The organism is Streptomyces sp. 6N223, assembly GCF_052246635.1.
Taxonomy (GTDB): Bacteria; Actinomycetota; Actinomycetes; order Streptomycetales; family Streptomycetaceae; genus Streptomyces.
Genome location: NZ_JBQQCA010000039.1, coordinates 1 through 21670 on the forward strand (window position 1 = coordinate 1; position 21670 = coordinate 21670).

Consider the following 21670-nt stretch of genomic DNA (forward strand, 5'->3'; position numbering starts at 1 on the left):
GCTCGCCGCCCTGACCAACCGGCCCCCGCCACCGCCCACCCCCTGGCGCAACACCGTGCGCCGCTTCAAGATCTACACGCCGCTCGTCCTCCTGCTGCTGGTCGCCCTCGCGACCGCCCAGGCGCTGCGCCCCCTGCCCGACCCCTCCCTGGAGCTGGCCGCGGCCGAGACGTTCACCTTCGAGGGTGAAACGCCCACCGTGCCGTGGCCCGAGACCGGGCAGGCGGCGTTGGGCGTGGACGGCGTGGGCTCGTTCGGCACCTCCGGCGGGGAGGAGCCGGTGCCCATCGCCTCCGTGGCCAAGGTGATGACCGCCTACGTGATCCTGCGCGACCACCCACTGGAGCCGGGCGCCCAGGGCCCGGCCATCCCCATCGACCAGGTGGCCGAGGAGGAGGCCGGGCTGAGCGAGACCGAGGGCGAGTCCACGGTGGACGTGCAGGCAGGCGACAGCATCAGCCAACACGAGGCGTTGCAGGCGATAATGATTGCCTCCGCGAACAACGTGGCCCGGCTGCTGGCGCGTTGGGACGCGGGCTCGGAAGAGGCGTTCGTCGAGAAGATGAACGACGCCGCCGCCGAGCTGGGGATGGAGGACACCACCTACACCGACCCCAGCGGGCTGGACTCGGGCACCGTGAGCACCGCCGCCGACCAGGTGCGCCTGGCCGAGGCCGCGATGGCCGACCCGGTCTTCCGGGAGGTCGTGGGCGTCTCCGGCTACACCGACAGCTACGGCGTCGAGCACGGGAACTGGAACTACCTGGTGCCGGTGGACGGCGTGATCGGGATCAAGACCGGCACCTCCTCGGCGGCGGGCGGCTGCCTGCTCTTCGCAGCCGAGCAGGAGGTGGACGGCGAGCGGCAGCTGATCCTGGGAGCGGTGCTGGGCCAGCCCCCGGCCGCCGAGGACAACTCGATCCTCACCGAGGCGCTCAACGCCGGGCAGACGCTGATCGACTTCGCGCAGGAGGAGCTGACCTCGGCGGAGGTGTTCTCCTCCGGCGAGGTGGTCGGGCAGGTGGACGACGGGCTCGGCGGCGAGACGCCGGTGAGGGTCGCGGAGGAGGTGACGGCGTTCGGCTGGCCCGGTCTGGAGGTCGGCGTCGAGCTCGCCGCCGCCGAGGACGGCATCCCGCACACGGCGGACGCCGGGACGGGCGTCGGCGACCTGCGGCTGGGGAACGACGACGGCGGCGTGACCGTGCCCGTGGAGCTGGCCGAGAAGCTCGGCGAGCCCGGCTTCGCGGCCCGGCTGCGTCGACTCGGGTAACGCCGGTCGCCCGAACGGCCCGACGGCCCGGCACGAAAGGCCCTTCGGTCTGCCGTGCCGGGCCGTCGCACGCTACAGTCAGTGGTCTCGACAGCTAGGGATGCGTGAGGGGGCAGCCCTGTGGAATGTCCATCATGCGGGTCGAGCAACGGTCACAGACTTAACAACGGCAATTGGGTGTGCGACGACTGTGGCGCGGTCACCGCAGGATGAGGCGGCGTGGCGGGACCTGGACCCGGCCACGCGGGAGCGACTGGACTTCCTCGACCCGGAGGACTTCACCGTGGGCCCGACGGACGAGGCGGCCGCGCAATGGGCGCGGTTCACCGCGATCCTGGACAAGGCCGAGAACTACCGGCCTCCGCTGTAGACCCGTCAGATGTGGACCGACTGGCGATCGTCGGCGTCCGGGCCTCGACCGTTCTCGACTGAAGGTAATAACAGCAGCTGAGACCGTAACCTTCTGGGCGTCCTGCTGATTAACCGACTGAGACACCGAAGCGGTGATCGGTGATCGGTGATCAGTGACCGGACGGCGAGGAGTGGTGCGGGGTGGACGGCAGCCGGGCGAGGGTGAGGGTCTGGGCGCGGTGGTCGGCGGTGGCGCTGACGGCGGGCGCGGCGTCGGCGTTGGGCGCGGGCGCGGCGAGCGCGGACGAGAGCTACGGCGACAACGCGCGGCTCGGGCCGCAGTTCGCGCTGATCAGGATCGGTCAGGTCGAGGACCCCCTGGAGCACGTCCTCGACCACGTCACCGTGTCGGCAGATATCCACTTCCACCCGTAACCCCGGCCATGGTTCACCCGAACGGGTGATGCGACCCCCGGTTTCGCCGTTGCCGCCGCGCTCTATACGCTGCGGGCCATGATCCGCGCTGTGGTGTTCGGCATCGGTGAGTGTGTGATTGACCAGACGCGGGAGTTCGGTGGCTGGGCCGACTGGCTCGGCGTTCCACGCCACACCTTCGCCGCGCAGTTCGGCGCGCTCGTCGCCCAGGGCCGGGACCACCGCGAGACCTTCGAGGTCTTCCGGCCCGGCTTCGACCTCGAAGAGGAGCGCGCCAAGCGCGAGGCGTGCGGCGAGGCCGAGTGGTACGGCGAGAACGACCTCTACCCCGACGTGCGGCTCTCGCTGAAGGAGCTGCGCCAGGCGGGTCTGTTCCTCGGCATCGCGGGCAATCACACGGCGCGCATGGGGACGGTGCTGCGGACCATGTTCTCCGGGCACGTGCACCTGACCGGGACCTCGGGCGAGTGGGGCGTGGCAAAGCCGGACCAGCGGTTCTTCACGGAGCTGGTCGACCGCGTCGCCGAACGCCTCGGCGGCGACGCCGCGCCCGAGGAGATCCTCTACGTCGGCGACCGCCTCGACCACGACGTCCGCCCGGCCGCGGCGACCGGCCTGCACACCGCCCTGATCGTGCGCGGCCCGTGGGGCGTCATCCACCAGCACCACCCCGACGCGGCCCTGTTCCCGACGATGCGCCTGACCTCGCTGCGCCAGCTCATCGGCAACATCCAGGACCTCAACAGCGCGCCGTACTGACCCCCCTGCCGGGGGCGTCGCCCGTCACCCGATCGCCGGTTCCGGTGGCGGGCCGGCCCGGCCCGCAGAAGGCTTGGCGCGTGGGGCTAGACGCGGAACGGCTCGCGGTGGTGCCGCTGGCCGGCGACGACGGCCTGACCGTTGCCACGGCCGGCGACACCGCGTTGACCGGCGCCAAGGCGGCCAACCTCGCCCGCGCGCACGCCGCGGGCCTGCCCGTGCTGCCCGGCTTCGCCCTCGTCCCCGCCGACCGCGCGCCCGGCGCCCCCACCGGCCCCGAGCCGCTTCGCCGCGCCTGGCGCCGCCTGGCCGAGTCCCACGACGCGCTCGTCGTCCGCTCCTCCGCCGCGGGCGAGGACGCCCAGACCTCCGCCATGGCGGGCCGCTTCCTGTCGGTCCTCGACGTGCGCGGCTGGGAGGCGTTCACCGCCGCCGTCCGCCGCGTCCAGGCGTCCGGCGCGGAGATGGCCGTGCTGGTGCAGCCCATGCTGCGCGCCACCGTGGGCGGGGTGATGTTCGGCGCCGACCCGGTCGCCGGGCGCGAGGACCGCATCCTGATCAGCGCGGTACGCGGCGGACCCGACCGCCTCGTCGGCGGCGGCGCCCAGGGCGTTCGCTACCAGCTCACCCGCCTGGGCCGCCTGCTCCACACCGACCCGCCCGAGCCGCGCCGCGCCCGGCTGCTGACCCACCGCCGCCTGGCCCGCCTGGCGCGGCTGGCCCGCCAGGCCGAGCGGACCTTCGGGGCCCCGCAGGACATCGAGTTCGGCTTCGACGACGAGGACCGGCTATGGCTGTTCCAGTCGCGCCCCATCACGGCGATGGCCGCCCACGCGCCGCGCGGCGCCCGCCTGCTAGGGCCGGGCCCGGTGGCCGAGACCTTCCCCGGCGTACTCCAGCCGCTGGAGGAGGAGCTGTGGCTCGTGCCCATGGCGCACGGCCTGACCCGCGCGCTGGACATCGCGGGCAGCGCGCCGCGCCGGCTGCTGCGCGCGGTGCCGCCGGTGACCACGGTGGGTGGCCGCGCCGTGGCCGACCTGCGGCTGCTGGGCGCCGTGCCCGCCGCCCACCCCGTGCTCAGCGCCCTCAACCCGCTGCCCGGCGCCCGCCGGACCTCGGCCGCGTGGCGGGTGGGGCGGCTGCGCGCCGCGCTGCCGATGCTCGCCGCCGACCTGATGGCCGAGGTGGACCGGGAGCTGGCCCAGCTGCCGTCGCCGGGGGTGCTGCGGGGCAGCCAGCTCCTGGCGGCGCTGGCCTGGGGCCGCGAGGTGCTCTCCTCGCTCCACGCGCAGGAGTCGCTGGCCGGGGCGCTGCTGCGGAGCCCGGCTGGCGGCACCACCGCGGCCGGGGAGGCCATGGCCGTGCTCGCCGAGGAACGCCGGGAGCGCGCGGGCCGCGGCGGTGACGGCGGCGAGGCGGGCCGCGGCGGTGACGGCGGCGAGGCGGAGCGGCTGATCGCCCGGCATCCGGTGCTGCTGGCGCTGCTGCCCCCGACGCTCGGCGCGCTGGGCGAGCGTCCGTCCCTGCCACAGCGCACCGGCTGGACGGGCGCGCCGCGCGGCGTCGCGGCGCTGCCGCCCCGCGAAGGGCTGCGGCTCCGCATCCGCTGGGTGCAGGAGATGCAGGCGAGCATGGTGCGGGAGTACGCCGCCCGGCTGACGGCCGCGGGGCAGCACGAGGCGCTGAGAGGGCTGGCGGTATTGACCTGGCCGGAGCTGGCCGCCGCGCTGGAGGGCGGCGCCGGGCCGCCGCCCGGGCTCGACCGGCGCGAGCCGAGGCCGGAGACGCCGCCCCTGCCCGCGGCGTTCCGCCTCGCCGAGGACGGCAGCCTCATCGCCGAACGCCCGGGGCACGGCGCCCCGGGCGGCCAGGGCGCGGGGGGCGGCTTCGCGACGGGCACCGCCTGGCACGGCGGCGACGGCGAGCGCCCCCGCAACGCCGTGCTGGTGGTCCGCGCCCTCGACCCGGTTCTGGCACCCGCCCTGCCCGGCCTGGCCGGGCTGGTGTCGGAGACCGGCAGCGTGCTGTCGCACCTGGCGATCCTCGCCCGCGAACACCGCATCCCCACGGTGGTCGGGGTCCCGGACGCGCTGGAGCGCTTTCCCGACGGCACCGGGGTCACGGTGGACGGCTCGACGGGCACGGTGGAGCCGGCGGCCGCCTCGGCGGAGACCGCGGAGCCGGCCGAGCCCGCGGCGCGCGAGCGGCCCTCGGGCGGGACGGCGGACCCGGCGGACCCGGCGGACCAGACGGACCCGGCGGACCAGACGAGCCCCGAGGCCCAGGCGAGTCCAGCGGGCGCCGAGGACGCGGAGGCCCCGCCCGAAGCTCCTGAAGCGCCCGAGGCTCCCGAGGCGCCCGGCTCGGCCGGTCGTCGTGCGTCCCGCTCGGGGCGCGCGTCGAGGCGGTGAGGGTGGCATGAGGCACGCGGCGCGGTACCTGGGGTGGCTCGGTTACGCCCTCGGGACGGTGTCGGCCACCGCTGCCGCCGTCTACGTCGTCGTCTACCTCTACCGGTGGGAGTGGCAGCGCGCCCTGATCAGCGGCGTTCTGCTTCTGGTGTTGGAGGTCTTCCTCGCCACCGCCGTCGTCCTGGGCCGGGTGGCCCGGCTCCAGCGGCGGCTGGCCGAGGCGGACGCCCGCGCCGAGGAGGTGCTGCGGCGCCTGGAGGCCTCGCGCCCGCCGTCCCCCGAGCCGTTCCGCTGGCTGGGCGAGCGAGGCGGCCCGCCCACCGGCACCGGCACGTACGTCTTCGTGCCGGTGCTGGTGGCGGCCGGGGCCGCGCTCTCCATGGTGGCCGTGGTCATCCAGCGGATCGCCGGGGTGAGCGCCCGCGCGGGCGCGGAGCGGCGGCTGGCCGGGCGGCTGGCGACCTTGGCCGCCCCGCCCGGCGGGATCCTCGGCGGCGGCCCCAGCGGCCCCAGCGGCCCGAGCGGCCCCGGCGACCCCCGCGGCCGGGCCAGCGCGCCCGCCGCCGGTCTCGGCGGCACGTACGCCACCACGCCGCCGCGCCGGGACCTGGCCGACCAGCCGCCCATCCCGCCCGCCCGGCCGCTGCGCGCCATGGTCCTCGGCCTCGCCGCGCTGGCCGCGGCGGTCCTGGGGGTCGCGGCGGTGGACGTCGTCTCCGACGCCACCCAGACCCGCCCGGAGCCCGCCCCGGCCTCCGCCGCCAGCACCGTCGTCTTCCGTATCGAGCTGCGCGGCGGCGACGCGGGCGACCCGCAGGCGCTCGCCCAGGCCGCCCACGACCTGTGGGCGACCTGCCACCGCTCCACCTCCGCGCCGCGCGAGCGCGTGGCGCTGGCGCGGCTGGATCGCGGCGTCTTCGCGGGCCTGCTGCGGCCCGGGCTGCCCGAACACGACCTGAAGCGGCTACGCGGCTGCCTCAACGACACCACCGCCAACCGGGCCCTGGCGCGGGTGCTGGGCGAGGGCCAGGCACCGCCCGTGGGCACGCAAGCTGAGCGGTGACCCGCCCCACGGCGTTGATCTGTGTGCTTGACCACAAGGAGGACGTTTCGCCCTCAGCGTGGCGTGGACCGGGTTAGCGTGGCGCGACCCCCCGACCACCTTCAGGCGGTGATGACGTGTCCTCGATCCCAGCCCAGACCCCGCTCGCGCTCCCCCTCCGCGAACGGCTGGTCCCGTTCCTCCGCAAGGCGGCCAAGGTGCTCGGGATCTGCGCACTCGGCTACACCGTGTTGTGGCTGGCGGTCGTGCTGGGCATGCTCGGCGCCTCGGCCTGGGCCGGGCAGCACTACTCCTCGGGCGAGAACGTCGCCGGGATCAACCACTTCGAGCAGGTGGACGACAAGGTCTGGCGCGGCTCGGCCCCCGGCGTCGAGGGGTACCGGGAGCTGGCGGAACGCGGCGTTCACACCGTCGTCGACCTGAGGGCCGAGGACATGTCGGCGCATGAGCTCGCCGAGCCCGTGCGGGCCGGCCTCGACGTGGTGCGGATGCCGATCCGGGACGGCCAGACGCCGACGAACGCGCAGGTGGACCAGTTCATCGAGACGGTCCGGGAGTCCCCGGGCCCGGTCTTCGTCCACTGCGGGGCCGGGGTGGGCCGCACGGGGTCGATGAGCGCGGCGTACCTCGTCGAGACCGACCAGGCCAGCTCGCGGCAGGCGGCGTTGCGGACGCTGGCCGTGGGGCCGCCGTCGATCGAGCAGGTGTACTACGTGATGACGGCCGATCAGGACCACGTGGACCAGCCGCCGACGGCGGTCAAGGCGGTCAGCCGCCTGTTCGACGCGCCGCGGCGCATCAGCGCCTCCATCTGGTAGCTGGTAGCCGGTAGCCGGTGGCCTGAAGTCGGCGCGATTGTTCGGCATATCGAACATGGTTCGGAAGTCTGGACGGGCGCGCCGGGTCGCTGGTACGTTCCCCAGTGGGCTGGGAGACGGAAGTCTCGCGGGTGTAACGACTCGCCGTGTCACGGCAGTTAGCAGCAGCAGCGAACACCAGCCGGCAATGGAGCCGGCGAACCGCCGCGGCGCGGTGTCGGTGCCTCCCAGGGCCAGCACCGTTCCCCCCAGCCCCCGGGCTGGCCCTGGGCTGGCGCCCGCGGGCGCCGCCGTGTGGCCGCCATGTGACAGGGTCGGGCCATGTCCTTCGACCACAACGACCACTACCACCGCCTGCTGTTGCGGCAGATGCCGCCCGGCTGCGCGACGGCGCTGGACGTCGGCTGCGGGACCGGCCGCTTCGCGCGGCGCCTCTCCGGGCTGGGCGTCGAAGTCGACGCGATCGACCGCTCCGAGGAGGTCATCGCCCGGGCCCGCGCGCTGTCGGAGGGGAGCGACGCCGACGGACGCCCGCGCTTCCGGCAGGCGGACGTCACCGAGACCGGACTCCCTACGGGCCGCTACGACTTCATCTCGTGCCTGGCCAGCCTCCACCACATGCCCTTCGGGACGGTCGCCACGCTGCGCGACGCGCTCGCGCCCGGCGGCGTCCTGGCGATCCTCGGCTGCTATCGGGAGACGACCGTCGCGGACCTGGCGTGGAGCCTGACGGCCGTGCCCGTCAACGCCGCCGCGCGGCTCGGCGTCGCCGTGGGCGAGAGGGCCCGCGCGACGCCCGGCGCCGCTGGGCGGGGGCGGGGGGCCCTCGAGCAGGGAGCCGTCGCGGCGCCGGTGAGGGCCCCGGTGACGGCGCCGCTCATGTCGCTGCCGGAAATCCGCCGGGAGGCGGCGGCATTGCTGCCCGGACACCGCCTCCGCAGGCTGCTGTTCTGGCGCTACCTGCTCGTCTTCCGCGGCGCCGCCGCCCACCCGCCCCCGCCGGCGTAACGCCTGGCCGAATGCCGCCGCTGCACGTCGTGACTGATTGTCACCCCGGCCCGGTATGGTCGGGGTAACAGGGAGTCACGGTGGGTGATGAGGGGGCGTGGGGCCATGGAGGGGGCGCCGGAGCGGCCGGAGCGGCCGTTCACGCAGCGGGTTCTCGTGCTGGTCGAGGTCGTGGACGAGGACGACGAGGTGGCCCTCGTGCGCGGGCTGCTGGAGGAGCGCGGCTGGCCGGTGCGCGAGCCGCGGCCGGGTGAGGCGCCGGAGCCACCGGGGTCGCCGGGGCCACCGGGGTCGCCGGGGCCCGGGCCGAGGCGGCCGCTCGTCGTCGAGATGCGGCTCAACGGCGCCCGGTGGCGGGCGGAGCGGGCCGCGCGGGGCATAGTCGAGACCCTGGCCAAGCGGCACAAGCTCGCGCTGTGGGTGCGCGACGCCGCGCTCGTGACGGTGCCGGCCGAGGAGCGCGTCACCTACCGCGTGATCCGCAGGCCCGCCGGTGACGGGCCGCTCCACCGCCTGTGGGCGCGGGCGGGCGGCCGGGACACCCACCGGCTGCTGCGGCTGCCCGTCTCGCTCACCCGCGCGGAGATCGAGCGGGAGCTGGGCGGGCGGCGCCTGGCGGGCCACCGCTTCGCCACGGCCGAGCACGAGTTGCTGCCGCGCCCGCCGCAGGACGAGGACGAGGCCGCCCGGCGGCGCACCGACCGCCCGTCCGCCCCGGAGATGGCGCGCTTCATCGCCGCGCTGCTCGCGGCGTTGGGCAGCGGGTACGCCGTGCGCGAGGCGTCCGGGCTCGTGCTCGGCGTGCCGCTCGGGGTGCTGCTGCTGTCGGCCGCCGTCTTCTCGTCGCTGCGCTGGCGGGAGCCCCTGCGGCCGCCCGCGCGCGCCGCCGTCGGCCTGCTGCTGTCCGGCCTCCTGGGGCTCATGGGCTGGCTGACGGCGGGGAACCAGCCCCCGGAGGGCTCGGGCCTGGGCGGGCCGGTCGGCGCCTGGCTGCTGGCGGGGCTGATCCTCCTCGGCCTCCCCGGGGTCTACTTCGCGCTGCGGCAGACCTGGGTCTCGCGGAACGCGGTCTGGCTGGTGCCGGTCGCCATACCGGTGGCCTGGTCCATGGTCGCCTGGCTGGGCAGACTGATGCGCGCGGTCTACCTGGAGGCGTTCGGCATACCCTCCGGCTCGGTGCGGCGCACCGAGAGCCTGTACGACTACGCCGCGGCCGCCGAGCCCCTGGCCGTGGCCCTCGCCTTCGCGCTGCTCTTCATCGGCGCGCTCGGCTGGATGCGCTACGCCTACCTGGCGCTGGGGGACAACCGCCTCTTCGCGGTGGTCACCATCCTCGTCCTGTCGGTGGTCTACGCGCTCACCGCCATCGGGCTCGGCATCGAGGAGGCCAACTCCGAGGCCCGGCAGGCGATGGCCGAGGCGCGGCACGGGCGCGACCCGTCCTCGTCGTACTTCGGCCTGGAGGGCGAGCTGGTGTGCGTGCTGCCGATCGGCGAGGCCCCCATACCCGTGGAGAACGGGCCGGTGCCCGCCGACCGCGCCGTGCTGTCCTTCGGCAGCTCCGAGGACTGGATATGGCTGTGGGACCCGGAGCGCGCGTCCGACCCGGAGGCGCCGGACACCTTCGCGGTCCGGCGCGAGGACGTGCGGCTGGTCGCGCCCGGGGACGGCCCGCCCCGGTGCCCGCCTCCCGAGGGAGGGTCCCCGGGGGGAGGATCCTAGGCCGTCTCCTCGTAGACCACCGGGGCGAGTTCGGGCCGCTTGGGCGCGCGGCCGTCGCCGGAGGAACGCCCGGTGAGGCGTCGCCCGATCCACGGCAGCAGGTACGAGCGGGCGAAGCGCACGTCCGCGCCCAGCCGCGCCGTCCAGGGCGGCGGCACGGCGGCGGGCAGCGGCGTGTCCCAGCCGTCGTCGGCGGCGGGGTAGCCCAGCCGCTGCCACACGGCCTCGGCCACCCGCCGGTGGCCCTCTCCGGTCAGGTGCAGCCGGTCCTCGGCCCACATCCGGGGGTCGCCCAGCGACCGCGAGGCGTACAGGTCGACGACGATCGCGCCGTGGCGTTCGGCCAGCGCGTCGATGAAGGCGTACAGGTGCGCCAGGCGGGTGCGGTACCGCTCCAGGATCGGGCCGCGCCGGGCGGGGGAGCGCATGAGCACGAGCTGGGAGCAGGTGGGCGCCAGCCGCGCCACCGACCGCTCCAGCGTGTCGCAGACGAGGTCGACGTCGCAGCGGGGCCGCAGCAGGTCGTTGAGGCCGCCGACGAACGTGACCAGGTCGGCCCGCATGGCGGCGGCCTGCGGCACCTGCTCCTGCGCTATCTGCCGGATCAGCTTGCCGCGCACGGCGAGGTTGGCGTAGCGGAACCCGTCTCCGTCCTCCGCCGCCCGCTGGGCCAGCCGCTCGGCGAGCCGGTCGGCCCACCCCCGGTAGCCGCCGACCGGGAGGGCGTCGGACATGCCCTCCGTGAAGGAGTCGCCCAGCGCTACAAAACTGCGAATACGTGGTTCAGGTGCCATGGCCGCCTCATCGTAACCTCGTCGATGCCTACTGTTTGCCGCCGTCACATGGAATGGCCCATCGACTCCGAGGAAGGTAAGGGTGTGCGTGTGACGACCGTTAGCAAGGGGCTCAAGAGGCGAGGCAGGCTCATCAGGGAGGCGTTCAGCCCGCCGCGACGAAGCCCGGCGGCCGCCGCCTCTGCCCCGCGTCAGGTCAAGGAGCCGCAGCCGGCGCAGGCCGCGCCGAAGCCCGCGCAGCCGGCCGCGCCCGCCGCCAAGGCGGCCAAGCCCGCCAAGGCCGCGAAGCCGGAGAAGCCCGCCTACGTGGCGCCGCACGCCGGGCGCCTGGTCGACTCGCCCGTCTTCGTCCTGTCCTCCGTGCGCTCCGGCTCGACGCTGCTGCGCGTGCTGCTGAACAGCCACTCCCGCATCCGCGCCCCGCACGAGATGCACCTGCGCACGCTGCATGTGAACCTGACCCGCCCCTTCACCGCCGAGGCGATGAAGGGCCTGGAGCTGGACCGGCCGGAGCTGGAGCACCTGCTGTGGGACCGCGTGCTCCACGTTGAGCTGGAGCGCAGCGGCAAGGACATCATCGTCGACAAGACGCCCGCCAACACCCTCGTGTGGCGGCGGCTGCACGAGTGCTGGCCGAACGCGCGCTTCCTGTTCCTGCTGCGCCACCCCGGCGCGGTCATGACCTCGCTGGTCAACCGGCGCACCGACCCCGACCTCGAGGCGATCCACGCCGAGGTGCTGCGGTACGCCGAGACCCTCGAGGAGGCCCAGGCCGGACTCGACGGCCACGTGGTGACCTACGAGCGGCTGACCGCCGACCCCGACAAGACCACCCGCGAGATCTGCGACTACCTGGGCGTGGAGTGGGAGGAGGGGATGCTGGAGTACGGGCAGAAGGACCACGGCGCCTTCCGCCCGCACATGGGCGACTGGAGCGAGAAGATCAAGTCGGGCAAGATCCAGCCGGCGCGCGAGGGCAACCACTACGAGGGCCTGTCGCCGCAGCTCACCAGGATCGCCGAGGCCTGGGGCTACCCCCGCTGACCGCACCGGGGGTGCCCGTCAGGCAGTGCTGGCGAAGCGGCGTTGCAGGGCACGGACCTTGCGCGCCGCGCTGCGCACGGTGCGGTTGCGCGGGATGAACGCCAGCCGCCGGGGCACCGCGCCGGGCAGCGCCAGCGAGGTGAGGCGCTTGCGCTTGAAGTAGCGCCAGGTGGTGGCGTTCAGATCCCTGGCAAGGTAGCGCTCGGCCTCGGCGCGCAGGTCCGGATAGATGTGCGGCTGCATGGCGAAGCCGACGGCCACGAGCAGCCCGGTCAGCCGGTCCGCCGTCTCGTCCTCGGCCGGAGGCCGCCAGGCACGCACCGCCTTGGTGTCGGACAGCGGCGGCAGCAGCGCGTCAACGACCGTGACCGGGACACGGTTGCTGTTCTGGTACGGGGTCAGGCGCTCCAGCAGCATCTCGGTGCCGACGCGTGCGACCGGCAGGCCGTAGAAGACGGCGGCGGTCAGCAGCGCGGTGGAGAAGGCGCCGACCACGATCGCCGGGCGCAGCCGCTCGTACAGCACCTCGGCGAGGACGGGCGTGTCCAGCACGGTGAGGTCGAGACCCAGCGACTCGGCCTCGGAGGCCAGCCGCCGCGTCCAGTCCGGGGGCGCGGTGGGGTGGGGCTTGAACACGACGTGGCGGTGGCCGAGCTCGGCGACGCCGCGCAGCATCTCGACGTGGAGCTGCTGCTCCTCCTCCGCCCTGAGGATGCTGAGGGCGGACAGGTACTGCCCCAGCAGCAGCGCGGGCGGCTCCTCCTCCTCGCGGATGGCGACGCCGGGCGAGGCGTCGGAGAGGTCGGCGAGCACCTTCTTCATCGCCGTCGTCGGCACGGTCTCCGGCGCCACGCCGAACTCCGTGAGCAGCAGCGGCCGTACGCCGGGCAGCAGCTCGGGGTGGAGCAGCCGGTTGATGCGGGTGCCGATGAGGACGGGCAGCTTGTTGCGGGTCGGCCCGTAGCTCATCAGCCCGTCGGCGTACACGTCGATCGGCGCGGAGGGGAAGAGCTGCGCCAGCGCGCGGGACGGGTTGACCTGGATGGACTCCAGGATCAGTGCTATGTCGTCGTCGCCCAGCCGCCACAGCAGCCGCAGGTGCCGCTCCCAGATGGGCACGTCGCCGGCGCGCGGCTCCCAGGCGCCCGGGTGCATGGGGCGGATGGCGTCGTTCCAGGAGAGCACGTCGTCGAAGCGGCCGCGCAGCCGCTCGAAGCCGGGCGACTCGTCGACGGAGGGCGTGGTCTCCGGGCTCGTGGCGTTGTTGCAGACCAGCAGCAGGCGGCGCCGGGCGTCCGGGAACAGCCCGCTGTCGAGGGCGGCGGCCAGGGTGGCGGCACCGTAGAGCGTGGAGGCGACGAAGATCTGCGTACGCCGCCTGGCGGGGCGGGGGGACTCGGCGATGCTCATCGGGCGGCGGCCTCCGCACGTGGGGCGTCGGCCTGGCCGCCGGACGGCCCGGAGCCGAAGCGGCGGCGCAGCCACTTCAGCCGCCCGGCGCGCTCGTAGTCCATCGTGTCCAGCGTGTGCGACAGGACGTCCTGCGGCATGCGCTTGAGGGCGGTGGCGCTCATCGCGCGCAGCTTGCGTGCCACGGGTCGTTCGAACCTCTCAATATTGCTCAGGTGGTGGGCGATGATGGCGCAGTAGGTGCGCACCGCCTTCGGCAGCAGTCGCTCGGCCTCCGGGTCGCGGGCGGTCTCGTCGATGACCTGGTCGAAGGCGCGGATGAAGTCGAGTTGCCGGACGTCGCCGATCTGCGTGAGGGAGGAGGCGACGCCGCGCCGGTAGAACACGCCGAGCAGCCCGACGACGGCGAAGGAGCGGGCCTCGCGGTGCAGCCGCCAGATCCAGGGCCGGTCCTCGGCGGTGCGCAGGCCGTCGGTGAAGTGGAGCAGGCCCTGGTCGAGGAGGCGGCGGTGGTAGATGCCGGCCCAGGCGTAGGCGTAGTCGACGGAGGTCTGGGTGTCGGCGGGCAGGATGGCGTCGCGGGGGTTGATGGCCACGCCGCGGCGCCCGAGCGGCACGCGGTGGATGGTCCGGGCGCGGGCCGAGCACTGGACGTGGTCGGTGCGCAGGAAGTCGCAGTCCAGCTCCCGGATGGCGGTGAGGAGCTGGCGGTAGTAGCCCGGGGCCAGCCAGTCGTCGCCGTCGAGGAAGGTCACGTAGCGGCCCTTGGCCCGGTCGAGCCCGGTGTTACGCGCGGTGGCGAGCCCGCCGTTCCGCTCGTGCCGTACGAGCACGGCGCCGGACAGGTCGCGGGCGGCGCGTTCGAGGATCCCGGGCGTCTCATCCGTGGAACAGTCGTCGACCAGGATGAATTCGACGCCGGGAGAGGCATTGGCGTGCAGGCTTCGGATCGCCTCGGGGGCGTAGGCCTGGACGTTGTAGAACGGCACGATGACGGAGAGTTCAACCATTGAGGTGATCGTAGGTAACCGCCCGTCTCCCGTTCTGTCCTCAAGCCGAAGCGCGGGTGAACGCTAGGCAACGGAACAGGAATCTCTGCGCGTCCGCCCACAACCTCCAGGCCACCTGAGTGGTCTGCGACGGGCCGGCGGGGGGTTCGGGGGCGGAGCCCCGGCCCGTGCGGCGGGGGGTGAGCGGCGGCCACAGCACCGGATGGCGGCAGGGCCCGCCCAGGGCAGCGCGGCGGCGGGCCACGGCGCCCGGCACATCGACGCCGGGCCACGGCGGCGCCCCGCGCCCGCCAGGGCCCCGGCCCACCGCCCCGGGCAGGGACTCACGGCGGCGCACGACGCCTGACGGCGGCGGCCACGGCCGCGACCGGTCGGCGGCCCGGCACGGCACCCGCCGGGAGGGCGGGCGGGTTCCGGCGCCTGCCTCGACGCCGCCGCCCGCCCAGGCGCGTCCGCGCGTGGCCGCCGCGCACGCGGCGCCGGCCCTCCGGTCCCGCCCGCCGAGAGGGCGCGCGGGGCCGGCTCCGGGCCTACGCCGTGGACGTGGGCGCCTCCGCCGGCTGCCGCGCCGCCTCCGCCTCGCGCTCGGCGCGCTCCGCGGCGAGCGCGCGCCTGTGCTCGCGCAGGGAGTAGGCGAGGGCCACGGCCCACAGGGCGTACAGCAGCGCGTACACGACGAAGCACGTCGCGTCGCTCGCGTTGATCCAGTCGCCGCGCAGCAGCGTGCGCGCGTTGGTGATGATGATGAGGCCGCCCACGGCCGAGCCGAGGATGCGGGGCGGGACGTGGCGCACCAGCCAGGCCGCGATGGGCGCGGCGATCATGCCGCCGAGCAGCAGCGCCACCACCCAGCCGGCGTCGACGCCCTCGTCGCTCAGGCCGGTGAGGAAGCCCAGGCTGGCGGCGACGGCGACCAGGAACTCGCTGGTGTCGACCGACCCGATCACCTTGCGGGGCTCCATGCGCCCGCTGGCGAGGATGGCCGGCGTGCCGACCGGGCCCCACCCGCCGCCGCCCGTGGCGTCGACGAAGCCCGCCACCAGCCCCAGCGGCCCGAGGAACCGCTTGCGCAGGGGCTTGCCCAGGTTCGCGGACGGCAGCCCGGCGAGGGTGAAGCGGGTGAAGACGTAGATGCCGAGAGCGAGCAGGATGAGGGCCATGGTCGGCTCTGCCGCCTCGGTGGAGAGGTTGGAGAGGACGTTCGCGCCGAGGAACGCGCCGACCGCCCCCGGTATGCCGATCTTCGCCACGACCCGCCAGTCGACGTTGCCGAAGCGCCAGTGCGAGGCCCCGGATATCAGCGTCGTCCCGATCTCCGCCAGGTGCACCGTGGCCGAGGCGGCGGCCGGGTTGGTGCCTGCTGCCAGCAGGAGGGTGGTGGAGGTGACGCCGTACGCCATCCCCAGGCTGCCGTCGACGAGTTGGGCGCCAAGGCCGGCCAGCGCCAGCAGGATCAGCGTCTTCATGTGCACCTCATGTGTTGCCCGTGTGTGGACCCGCGGAACATCCCGATGTTTCCCAGGGAATTTATAGGGAAAACCGACCGGCGTCATCCGGCCAGAAGAAAGTGGACGCGTGGACTTGGTCACGCGCCAGAGCGTGACTGCTCAACTACCGCATCAATGGCGGTTTCATCAGGGGCGCACCAGGGGCCCTTGCGGGCCCGACCCGCTCAGAGTTCAGTCAGGTTCACTCAGGTTCGCTCAGGGATTGGTCCAGGAGTCCGGCAGATCGAGGAGGTCGTGGACGTCCGAGGGCAGCTTCGCCGCCGCCACGTCGGCCAGTGAGACCTCGCCGAGGATCTTGCGGACGTTGGCCCGGACCGCGATCCACATCGGCTGCAGCGACTGCGCCGGCCCCGTGTACGACAGCTCGGGCGGCCTTTCGCCACGCACGGAGACCAGCGGCCCGTCCACCGCGCGGATCACATCGGCGATGCTGATGCTCTCCGGCGGCGCCGCCAGCCGGTACCCGCCGTGGCCGCCGCGCTGGCTGACAACGATCCTCGCGCGGCGCATGTCGTTGAGGATGCTTTCGAGAAACTTGTGCGGGATGCCCTGGGCCTCGGCGATCGCCTCGGCCTTCACGGGGTCACCGCCCCGTGCGGCCGCCAGCTCCAGGGCGGCACGCACGGCGTAATCTGCTCTTGCCGAGACGCGCATGAGGCCATTATCCGCCACCCGGCGCACTACTACTCCACCCCCCCAGGCAGCGATCACGCCCTGTGGCTTGTAACCTACCTTTCCTACCGCTTATCTAGGGAAGATTGGCGAGGATCGACCAATCGCAGGGATCAACCGCAGGGACCGACGCAGGGAGCCACGCATGGCCACCATGACCCGAAGCCCCGCCCGGCCGGACCGGCAGGCCGAGGCAGCCAGGGCCGCCACGGCCGCCGAGTCCACCAAGGCCGGCGGCTCGGGCGGCGGCGGTGCCCCGCGGCTGTACATCCTCGACGGCCTGCGCCTGCTCGCCGCGCTCATGGTGGCCGTGCACCACTACGTCGGCACCTTCCGGGTCAACAAGCCCAACTCCTCCCCCTGGGGCCGCCCGGTCGAGGACATCTTCCCCGACCTCTTCTCCGTCGCCGTCTACGGCTGGATCGGCGTCGAGTTCTTCTTCGTCATCAGCGGCTTCGTGATCTGCATGTCCTGCTGGGGCAAGCGCCCGCGCGACTTCTTCGTCTCCCGCGTGGTCCGCCTCTACCCCGCCTACTGGTTCGCGATCCTGCTCACCGCCACCGTGATCGCCATCTGGCCGGTGGCGCGCGACCCCCTCCCCTACAGCGGGACGCTCCTCAACATGACCATGCTCCAGGAGGCCTTCGACGTGCGCGGCGTGGACGGCGTCTACTGGACGCTCTGGTCCGAGCTGCGCTTCTACCTCGCCTTCCTCCTCCTCATGGCGATCGCGGGCCCCCTCACCTACCGCAAGGTCGTGATCTTCTGCGGCGCCTGGGGCTTCCTCGCCGCCATCGCGCACAGCGCCGACTCCGAGCTGCTGACCCTCGTCGCCAACCCCTCCGGCGCGCCGTTCTTCATCGCCGGGCTCGCGCTCTACCTCATGCACCGCTTCGGCCCCGACCTGCTGCTGTGGGGGATGCTCGGCATGTCCTGGCTGCTGGGCCAGTACGAGCTGATCGACCGCGTCGCCTACGAGAGCGTCTCCTCCTGGCGCGGCGCGCTCGTCCTCTACACCGCCTTCCTCGCCCTCATGGTGGCCATCGCGCTCGGTCTCTTCCCCCGCCTCACGCGCATGCGCGGCAGGTGGCTGACGGTGGCGGGCTCGATGAGCTACCCCTACTACCTCATCCACTACGCCATCGGCCTCACCGCGATCGCTCTCCTCCACGACGACCTCGACCCCCGCCTCCTCCTCCTGGCCCTGATCGCCTCCGGCCTCGTCGCGAGCTGGCTCATCCACCGCCTCGTCGAACGCCCCGCCTCCCGCGTCATGAAACGCCACCTCAACCAGGCCGTGGACCGCCTGCGGATGCCGGAGCTGCGCTGAGGGTGCGGTCAGCGCCGCCGGGCACGCGGGCGCGGGCGCCGCGGCCGCCGCAAACTCGGTTGCCGCCGGCCGGCGGCGTTCACGATGATGACGCGGATGAGCACACCCCCGCAGCCAGCCAGGATGCACGCCGACGAGGTGGTGACCAGCCCCGCGCTCGTACGCCGCCTCCTCGCCGGGCAGTTCCCGCAGTGGGCCGGCCTGCCCGTCGCGCCCGTGGACTCCTACGGCACCGACCACACCATCTACCGGCTCGGCGACCGCATGTCCGTCCGCCTGCCGCGCATCGGATGGGCCACGGGGCAGGCGGCGAAGGAGGCCGAGTGGCTGCCGAGGCTCGCCCCGTACCTGCCGCTGGCGCTGCCCGTGCAGCTCGCGATGGGCCGCCCGGCCGAGGGCTACCCGCACTCCTGGTCCGTCTACGAGTGGCTGCCGGGCGCGAACGCCAACGGCACGCTTCACGACCTGGACCGGGCGGCGGCCGGCCTCGCGGCGTTCATCACCGCGCTCCGCCGCGTCGACACCACCGGTGCCCCGCCCCGCGCCGAGGGCGCCCGGGGCGCGCCGCTCGCCGAGCTCGACGCGCACGTACGCCACGCCATCGACCAGCTCGGCGACCGCATCGACGGCGCCGCCGCCCTCCGCTCCTGGGAGGAGTCCCTCGCCGCCCCGCCCTGGGACGGCGACGAGCAGTGGCTCCACGGCGACCTGCTGCCCGGCAACCTCCTCGTCGTCGACGGCCGCCTCTCCGCCATCATCGACTGGGGCGCCCTGGGCGTCGGCGACCCCGCCTGCGACCTCCAGCCCGCATGGAACGTCTTCACCGGCCCCAGCCGCGAGCGCTTCCGCGCCGAGCTCGCCGTCGACGACGCCTCCTGGCTGCGCGGCCGCGGCTGGGCCCTCTACCAGGCCGTCACAGCCCTGGCCTACTACTGGGACACCAACCCCGGCATGATCCGCCAGGCCACCAACGCCCTCAACAAGGTCCTCGCCGCCTCCTACGCTGGGTGAAGGCAGGACACCGGAGGACACGATGGGGAACGCCGACACCGAGCTGACCGACCTGACCGACCTGACCGATCTGGACGAGCTGGACGAGCGGGTCGGCGGCTGCCGGGCCTGCCCGCGCCTGGTGGCCTGGCGGGAAGAGGTCGCGCGCACCCGCCGCGCGGCGTACGCCTCGTGGGACTACTGGGGCCGCCCGGTGCCCGGCTTCGGCCCGGCGGACGCCGCGATGCTGGTGGTGGGCCTGGCCCCGGCCGCGCACGGCGGGAACCGCACCGGGCGGATGTTCACCGGCGACCGCTCCGGCGACGTGCTGTACGCCGCCCTGCACGCCGTGGGCCTGGCCAGTCAGCCCACCGCCACCCACCGCGACGACGGCCTGGTCCTCCACGGCGTGCGCGTCACGGCCCCCGTGCACTGCGCGCCCCCGGACAACCGCCCCACCCCGGCCGAGCGCGAGAACTGCCGCCCCTGGCTGGTCGACGAGCTGCGCCTGCTGCGCCCGACCCTCCGCTCGGTCGTCATCCTCGGCGGCTTCGGCTGGCAGGCCACCCTCCCCGCGCTCGCCGCGGCGGGCTGGGCCGTGCCCCGCCCGCGCCCGGCGTTCGCCCACGGCGCGCGCGTCACGCTGGACGGCGACCCGCCGCTGGCCCTCTTCGGCTGCTACCACGTCAGCCAGCGCAACACCTTCACCGGCCTCCTGACCCCCGCCATGCTCCGCGACGTCCTCGCCGCGGCACGGGACGCGGCCGGGCTGACCCCGGCGCGGCCCAGCCCGGCGCGGCCCGGCCCGGCGCCGAGCCGAACCTGACGGTGGCGCTCAGTACTCCAGCTCGGGGCGGAGCGGACCGCCCACCGCGTGGAGGTGTCGCAGGACCTGGGCGTAGGAGGTGACGAGCCCGGTCTCGTGGTAGGGGATGCCGTGCCGCGCGCAGAACGCCCGCACGATCTGTTGCGCACGCCCCAGGTTGGGCCGCGGCATGGAGGGGAAGAGGTGGTGCTCGATCTGGTAGTTCAGCCCGCCGAGCGCGAAGTCGGTCAGGCGCCGGCCGCGGATGTTGCGCGAGGTCAGCACCTGCCGGCGCAGGAAGTCGGTCCTGTCGTCCTTGGCGAAGACGGGCATCCCCTTGTGGTTGGGCGCGAACGAGCACCCCATGTACAGACCGAACAGCCCCTGCTGCACCAGCAGGAAGCACACCGCCTGGACGGGCGACAGCACCAGGAACAGCGCGGCCAGGTAGCCGACGACGTGGGCGGCCAGCAGGCCTCCCTCGGCGAGCCTGGTCCGGCGCGGGGCACCGGCGCGGGTGAGGAGGGAGCGCACGGCGGCGAAGTGCAGGTTGAAGCCCTCCAGCAGGAGCATCGGGAAGAACAGCCACGCCTGGTGGCGCGCGAGCCAGGCGTGCGGTCCCCGGCGGGCGCGCGCGTGGTCCTCGGTGAAGGCGAGCGCGCCGTTGGCTATGTCGGGGTCGCGGTCGACCTGGTTGGGGTGGGCGTGGTGCCGGTTGTGCTTGGAGATCCACCAGCGGTAGCTGAGCCCGATCAGCAGGTTGCCGTGGAGGCGGCCGAGCAGGTCGTTGACGCGCTTGGAGGCGGCGATCTGGTGGTGCCCGGCGTCGTGCCCGATGAACGCGGTCTGCGTGAACACCGCCCCCAGGAACGCCGCGACCAGCAGCTGCCACCAGGTCGGCCCGAGCAGGGCGAACGCCGTCCAGCCGGCGCCCAGCAGGAGCAGGTTCGCCGTGATCCTGACGGAGTAGTAGCCCGGCCGCCTCTTCAGCAGCCCGGCCTGCTTCACCTCGCGGGAGAGCACGGCGTAGTCGCTGCCCCGCGTGCGGACGGCCGCGGGGGCGTCGGCGGATACGGACGGAGCGGGGGTGTCGGTGGCCACGGCGTCCTCCTTGGACCCTTGGACATGGCACGAGGCGGACCAGTGGCCTGGCCCGCCTCGCGTCGAACGGGGTAGATCAGAGGGCGCGGACCTGGTCGGCCTGCATCCCCTTCGGCCCCCGGCTTGCGGTGAACTCCACCCGCTGGTTCTCCTCCAGGGAGCGGTAGCCGTTGCTTTCGATCGCCGAGTGGTGAACGAAGATGTCAGCGCTGCCGTCGTCCGGCGCGATGAAGCCGAAGCCCTTTTCCGCGTTGAACCACTTCACGGTTCCCTGAGCCATTGCGTTTGTCCTTCGAGGTGTCGATTACAAGCTGTGCAAGGTCGCATGCACCGGGCCGCTGACCGCCCGTCCTCGAAGATGACTTCTCAAACACGGCGAAACGCCCGTTGTCAGAACTTCACGGGCGTTTCCACGTTCGCAAACTTCGTCTACAACCACTGACCAACGTACAGGACGGCGCCGCGGGGCGGGCGTGTTCTGGGGCACACGGGGGACCGCATCGCGTAGCACAGCGAGTCATACCCGAGGTAGCATCGACGGTATGAAGATCAGTGTGAGCCTGCCCCAGGAGGACGTGGCCTTTCTCGACGCCTACGCCGAGCGCACCGCCGCCGCGTCGCGCTCCGCCGCCCTGCACGCCGCGATCGACGCCCTGCGATCCGCCGACCTCGAAGCGGAGTACGCGGACGCGTTCGAGGAGTGGGACGGCGGCGAGGACGCCGGGCTCTGGGACCGGACGACGGGTGACGGGCTCGCGGATGCGCCGCGGTGACGTCTACCTGATCGACTTCGAACCGGCACGCGGCAGCGAGGCGAACAAGGCGCGCCCGGCGGTCGTCGTCTCCAACGACGGAGCGAACCGGGCGGCCGAGCGCACCGGCAAGGGCGTCGTCACCGTCGTGCCCCTCACCTCGAACACCACCCGCGTGCTCACCTTCCAGGTCTTCCTCCGCGCGGACGAGTGCGGAGGGCTGGTCAAGGACTCCAAGGCGCAGTGCGAACAGGTCCGCGCGGTCGCGCCGGACCGGATGCGGCACCGCATCGGCTCACTGCCGCGCCGGCGGATGGCCGAGATCGACACGGCACTGCGGCGCCACCTGGCGCTCTGAGTCCTCCGACGAATCCCCGGCATCGTCGAAAGTGATCGGTTCCGATCCGATTGCTT

Annotated in this window: 23 protein-coding genes; 16 read left to right on the top strand and 7 right to left on the bottom strand. The window is 73.8% G+C overall.

Annotated features, from left to right (window positions below):
* The 10 genes from ACTWQH_RS22320 to ACTWQH_RS22365 all read left to right on the top strand — a co-directional run.
* Window positions 1-1273: D-alanyl-D-alanine carboxypeptidase family protein (locus ACTWQH_RS22320; RefSeq protein WP_443288461.1), on the top strand; the 1273-nt coding region annotated here is incomplete at its 5' end.
* A gap of 120 nt (window positions 1274-1393) precedes the next feature.
* Window positions 1394-1486, top strand: a complete 93-nt coding sequence (locus tag ACTWQH_RS22325) for a primase-helicase zinc-binding domain-containing protein (RefSeq protein WP_443288462.1) — start codon at window positions 1394-1396, stop codon at window positions 1484-1486.
* Window positions 1464-1643: a hypothetical protein gene (locus ACTWQH_RS22330; protein ID WP_443288463.1), complete on the top strand. Its 180-nt coding sequence runs from the start codon at window positions 1464-1466 to the stop codon at window positions 1641-1643. The genes ACTWQH_RS22325 and ACTWQH_RS22330 overlap by 23 nt, the downstream gene beginning before the upstream one ends.
* 182 nt (window positions 1644-1825) lie before the next feature.
* Window positions 1826-2059, top strand: a complete 234-nt coding sequence (locus tag ACTWQH_RS22335; protein ID WP_443288464.1) for a hypothetical protein — start codon at window positions 1826-1828, stop codon at window positions 2057-2059.
* A gap of 78 nt (window positions 2060-2137) precedes the next feature.
* A complete protein-coding gene (locus ACTWQH_RS22340) occupies window positions 2138-2818 on the top strand; it encodes an HAD family hydrolase (RefSeq protein WP_443288465.1) in 681 nt (226 codons plus the stop codon).
* Window positions 2819-2898: 80 nt separating this feature from the next.
* A complete protein-coding gene (locus ACTWQH_RS22345) occupies window positions 2899-5229 on the top strand; it encodes a PEP/pyruvate-binding domain-containing protein (protein WP_443288466.1) in 2331 nt (776 codons plus the stop codon).
* Window positions 5230-5236: 7 nt separating this feature from the next.
* The gene (locus ACTWQH_RS22350; RefSeq protein WP_443288467.1) at window positions 5237-6292 is read left to right on the top strand and encodes a hypothetical protein; all 1056 of its coding nucleotides are present in this window, start codon (window positions 5237-5239) and stop codon (window positions 6290-6292) included.
* A gap of 116 nt (window positions 6293-6408) precedes the next feature.
* On the top strand, window positions 6409-7110 hold the full coding sequence (locus ACTWQH_RS22355; RefSeq protein ID WP_443288468.1) for a fused DSP-PTPase phosphatase/NAD kinase-like protein: 702 nt from the start codon (window positions 6409-6411) through the stop codon (window positions 7108-7110).
* 321 nt (window positions 7111-7431) lie between these two features.
* Window positions 7432-8118, top strand: coding sequence for a class I SAM-dependent methyltransferase (locus ACTWQH_RS22360; protein WP_443288469.1), 687 nt, complete (start codon window positions 7432-7434; stop codon window positions 8116-8118).
* Between the two features lie 87 nt (window positions 8119-8205).
* Complete coding sequence (locus ACTWQH_RS22365; RefSeq protein ID WP_443288470.1) at window positions 8206-9840, top strand: hypothetical protein; 1635 nt, start codon at window positions 8206-8208, stop codon at window positions 9838-9840.
* On the opposite strand, the gene ACTWQH_RS22370 is transcribed toward ACTWQH_RS22365, so the two are convergent.
* Complete coding sequence (locus ACTWQH_RS22370; RefSeq protein ID WP_443288471.1) at window positions 9837-10634, bottom strand: SGNH/GDSL hydrolase family protein; 798 nt, start codon at window positions 10632-10634, stop codon at window positions 9837-9839. The genes ACTWQH_RS22365 and ACTWQH_RS22370 overlap by 4 nt on opposite strands.
* A 90-nt stretch (window positions 10635-10724) precedes the next feature.
* Here ACTWQH_RS22370 and ACTWQH_RS22375 point away from each other — a divergent pair, with 90 nt between their 5' ends.
* Entirely contained in the window at window positions 10725-11678 is a 954-nt protein-coding gene (locus ACTWQH_RS22375; protein WP_443288472.1) for a sulfotransferase family protein, read from the top strand.
* Between the two features lie 18 nt (window positions 11679-11696).
* On the opposite strand, the gene ACTWQH_RS22380 is transcribed toward ACTWQH_RS22375, so the two are convergent.
* The 4 genes from ACTWQH_RS22380 to ACTWQH_RS22395 all read right to left on the bottom strand — a co-directional run bounded on the left by ACTWQH_RS22380 (window position 11697) and on the right by ACTWQH_RS22395 (window position 16260).
* The gene (locus ACTWQH_RS22380; RefSeq protein ID WP_443288473.1) at window positions 11697-13088 is read right to left on the bottom strand and encodes a polysialyltransferase family glycosyltransferase; all 1392 of its coding nucleotides are present in this window, start codon (window positions 13086-13088) and stop codon (window positions 11697-11699) included.
* Entirely contained in the window at window positions 13085-14098 is a 1014-nt protein-coding gene (locus ACTWQH_RS22385) for a glycosyltransferase family 2 protein (RefSeq protein ID WP_443288474.1), read from the bottom strand. Before ACTWQH_RS22385 ends, ACTWQH_RS22380 begins: the two co-directional genes overlap by 4 nt.
* 530 nt (window positions 14099-14628) lie before the next feature.
* The gene (locus ACTWQH_RS22390; protein ID WP_443288475.1) at window positions 14629-15564 is read right to left on the bottom strand and encodes a sulfite exporter TauE/SafE family protein; all 936 of its coding nucleotides are present in this window, start codon (window positions 15562-15564) and stop codon (window positions 14629-14631) included.
* Window positions 15565-15801: 237 nt separating this feature from the next.
* Entirely contained in the window at window positions 15802-16260 is a 459-nt protein-coding gene (locus ACTWQH_RS22395; RefSeq protein WP_443288476.1) for an RrF2 family transcriptional regulator, read from the bottom strand.
* Between the two features lie 163 nt (window positions 16261-16423).
* Between ACTWQH_RS22395 and ACTWQH_RS22400 the strand changes: the two genes are divergently transcribed.
* The 3 genes from ACTWQH_RS22400 (at window position 16424) to ACTWQH_RS22410 (ending at window position 19424) form a co-directional block, all read left to right on the top strand.
* A complete protein-coding gene (locus ACTWQH_RS22400; protein ID WP_443288477.1) occupies window positions 16424-17608 on the top strand; it encodes an acyltransferase family protein in 1185 nt (394 codons plus the stop codon).
* 96 nt (window positions 17609-17704) lie between these two features.
* Window positions 17705-18619 (top strand): aminoglycoside phosphotransferase family protein, encoded by a 915-nt coding sequence (locus tag ACTWQH_RS22405; RefSeq protein ID WP_443288478.1) that lies wholly within the window; start codon window positions 17705-17707, stop codon window positions 18617-18619.
* Between the two features lie 22 nt (window positions 18620-18641).
* Window positions 18642-19424 carry a uracil-DNA glycosylase gene (locus ACTWQH_RS22410; protein ID WP_443288479.1) on the top strand — a complete coding sequence of 261 codons (783 nt, stop codon included), beginning with the start codon at window positions 18642-18644 and terminating at the stop codon, window positions 19422-19424.
* 9 nt (window positions 19425-19433) lie between these two features.
* Here ACTWQH_RS22410 and ACTWQH_RS22415 read toward each other — a convergent pair whose 3' ends face one another.
* Window positions 19434-20504: a fatty acid desaturase family protein gene (locus ACTWQH_RS22415; RefSeq protein WP_443288480.1), complete on the bottom strand. Its 1071-nt coding sequence runs from the start codon at window positions 20502-20504 to the stop codon at window positions 19434-19436.
* Between the two features lie 76 nt (window positions 20505-20580).
* On the bottom strand, window positions 20581-20784 hold the full coding sequence (locus ACTWQH_RS22420; protein WP_443288481.1) for a cold-shock protein: 204 nt from the start codon (window positions 20782-20784) through the stop codon (window positions 20581-20583).
* 262 nt (window positions 20785-21046) lie between these two features.
* On the opposite strand from ACTWQH_RS22420, the gene ACTWQH_RS22425 reads away from it, so the two are divergent.
* Window positions 21047-21277: an antitoxin gene (locus tag ACTWQH_RS22425; protein WP_443288482.1), complete on the top strand. Its 231-nt coding sequence runs from the start codon at window positions 21047-21049 to the stop codon at window positions 21275-21277.
* Window positions 21264-21614: a type II toxin-antitoxin system PemK/MazF family toxin gene (locus ACTWQH_RS22430; RefSeq protein WP_443288483.1), complete on the top strand. Its 351-nt coding sequence runs from the start codon at window positions 21264-21266 to the stop codon at window positions 21612-21614. The genes ACTWQH_RS22425 and ACTWQH_RS22430 overlap by 14 nt, the downstream gene beginning before the upstream one ends.
* Window positions 21615-21670 lie beyond the last annotated feature (56 nt).